This window comes from Candidatus Electronema sp. TJ, assembly GCF_048287355.1.
In the GTDB taxonomy this organism is placed as follows: domain Bacteria; phylum Desulfobacterota; class Desulfobulbia; order Desulfobulbales; family Desulfobulbaceae; genus Electronema.
On record NZ_JBLWEP010000122.1, the window covers coordinates 2,912 to 5,017 of the forward strand.

Consider the following 2,106-nt stretch of genomic DNA (forward strand, 5'->3'; position numbering starts at 1 on the left):
AGCGGCGGCAAGGAGGCGGGCACCATCACTGCCGCCGCCTATTTGCAAGAATTTGTCGGCGACACCCCGTGGGCGCATCTCGACATTGCAGGCACCGCATGGAGCTTTACGGAAAAGAGCTATGTGCCGAAAGGGCCGTCCGGGATCGGCGTGCGCACCCTGCTCAATCTGGTGCGCAGCTGGCAGCCTGCGGCCAAGCAGCCCTGAATCTGAAATCACTGAACTTCACAGCAAGGAGAGCGCGACATGCCAAAACGCAAGGGCATCACCGTCAGCCGCCAGATTATGGACAGCCAGCGGCGGCATCCCGAAGCCACCGGCGAGCTGACCAGCCTGCTCAACGATCTGATCGTTGCCGCCAAAATCATCAGTGCTGAGGTCAACATGGCCGGGCTGGCCGGGATTCTGGGGCAGTCAGGTCAAGTCAATGTTCAAGGCGAGCAGGTGCAGAAATTAGACGACTTCGCCAACCTGACCATCAAACGGCGGATGGAGCAGTGCGGCTATGTCTGCATCATGGCTTCGGAAGAGGATGAAGGCGCGATTCCAGTGCTGGACGGCTACGCGGGCAAATACACTGTGGCCTTTGATCCGCTGGACGGCTCGTCTAATATTGACGTGAATGTCAGCATCGGCACGATTTTTTCCATCCACCGCCGGAAAAGCCAGAACGGCCAAGGCGAGATCGGCGATTTGCTCCAAAAGGGAAGCGAGCAGGTGGCGGCGGGCTACATCATCTACGGCTCCAGCACCATGCTGGTCTATACGGTCGGCGAGGGCGTGCAGGGCTTCACCCTTGATCCCAGCGTGGGCGAGTTCTTCCTCTCCCATCCTGACATCAAAATTCCGCCGAAAGCCAAGTATTACAGCATCAACGAGGCCTATTCCCGCTACTGGCATGACAACACCCGCGCCTACATCGAGCATCTGAAGGATTTGGATGAGCGCGGCGAACGCTCCTACAGTCTGCGCTATATCGGCTCGTTAGTGGCGGATTTCCACCGCAACCTGATCAAGGGCGGGGTCTTTGTCTATCCCCGCGACCGGAAAAGCGGCAAAGGCAAGTTGCGCCTGCTCTACGAGGCCGCGCCGCTGGCCCTGCTCGCCGAGCAGGCCGGAGGCCGTGCCATTGACGACACAGGCCGGAACATACTCGACATCCAGCCGGACGACCTGCATCAGCGGGTGCCGCTGATCATTGGCTCCAAGGAGGAAGTCACGCTGGCCGAGCAGTATTTCAAGAGCTGAACAGGAGAACGGAAAGCGTGCGCGGCATCGTCCGCCCTGCCGCCTTCTCACTGACAGCCCCTTTTCCCTTGCATCTTGCCGCTGTCAGAGTAAAATCCCTTAGTTTTGCCTCCGGCCTGCGCCGTCCGCCGGGACAGGCTTGAACAAACAACCACATCCGCGAGAGAAAATGGATTACCGGGACACTCTGAACCTGCCCAAGACCGGGTTCAACATGAAGGCCAGCCTGACCCAGAAGGAGCCGCAGTATCTGGAACGCTGGGACAGGGAGAAGCTGTACGAGAAGCTCCAGCAGGCTGCGGCGGACCGGCCCCTGTTCATCCTCCATGACGGCCCGCCCTACGCCAACGGCAACATCCATCTCGGCACGGCCTTCAACAAGGTGCTCAAGGATATTATTCTTAAATCGCGGCGGATGGCCGGGTTCAATGCGCCCTATGTGCCGGGCTGGGACTGCCACGGCCTGCCGATTGAGCACAACGTGGACAAGGAGCTGGGCGAGCGCAAAGAGGTGATTTCCACGCTGGAGAAGCGCGGGGCCTGCCGCAAATACGCCGAGCAGTGGATTGCCGCGCAGAAGGCGCAGTTCCGGCGGCTGGGCGTGCTCGGCGACTGGGACAATCCCTATCTGACCATGAGCTACGGCTACGAGGCCGCTATTGCCCGTGAGTTCAACCGTTTTCTGCTCAACGGCGGGGTGGTGCGCTCAAAAAAGCCGGTTTACTGGTGTTCAAGCTGCCGCACCGCCTTGGCTGAGGCCGAGGTTGAGTATTATAACCACAGCTCGCCCTCAATTTATGTTAAATTCCCCTTTGCCGACGATTTCAGCGGGATCATTCCTGAGCTGGCCGGGCAGGA

Annotated in this window: 2 protein-coding genes and 1 pseudogene; all 3 read left to right on the top strand. The window is 59.6% G+C overall.

What is annotated here, in order from left to right:
• Window positions 1-207 (top strand): annotated as a pseudogene (locus tag ACNKID_RS09215) (peptidase M17); the annotation flags it as partial.
• A gap of 39 nt (window positions 208-246) precedes the next feature.
• Window positions 247-1,248, top strand: a complete 1,002-nt coding sequence (gene fbp / locus ACNKID_RS09220; protein WP_417913137.1) for a class 1 fructose-bisphosphatase — start codon at window positions 247-249, stop codon at window positions 1,246-1,248.
• Between the two features lie 169 nt (window positions 1,249-1,417).
• Window positions 1,418-2,106: class I tRNA ligase family protein (locus ACNKID_RS09225; RefSeq protein ID WP_417913138.1), on the top strand; the 689-nt coding region annotated here is incomplete at its 3' end.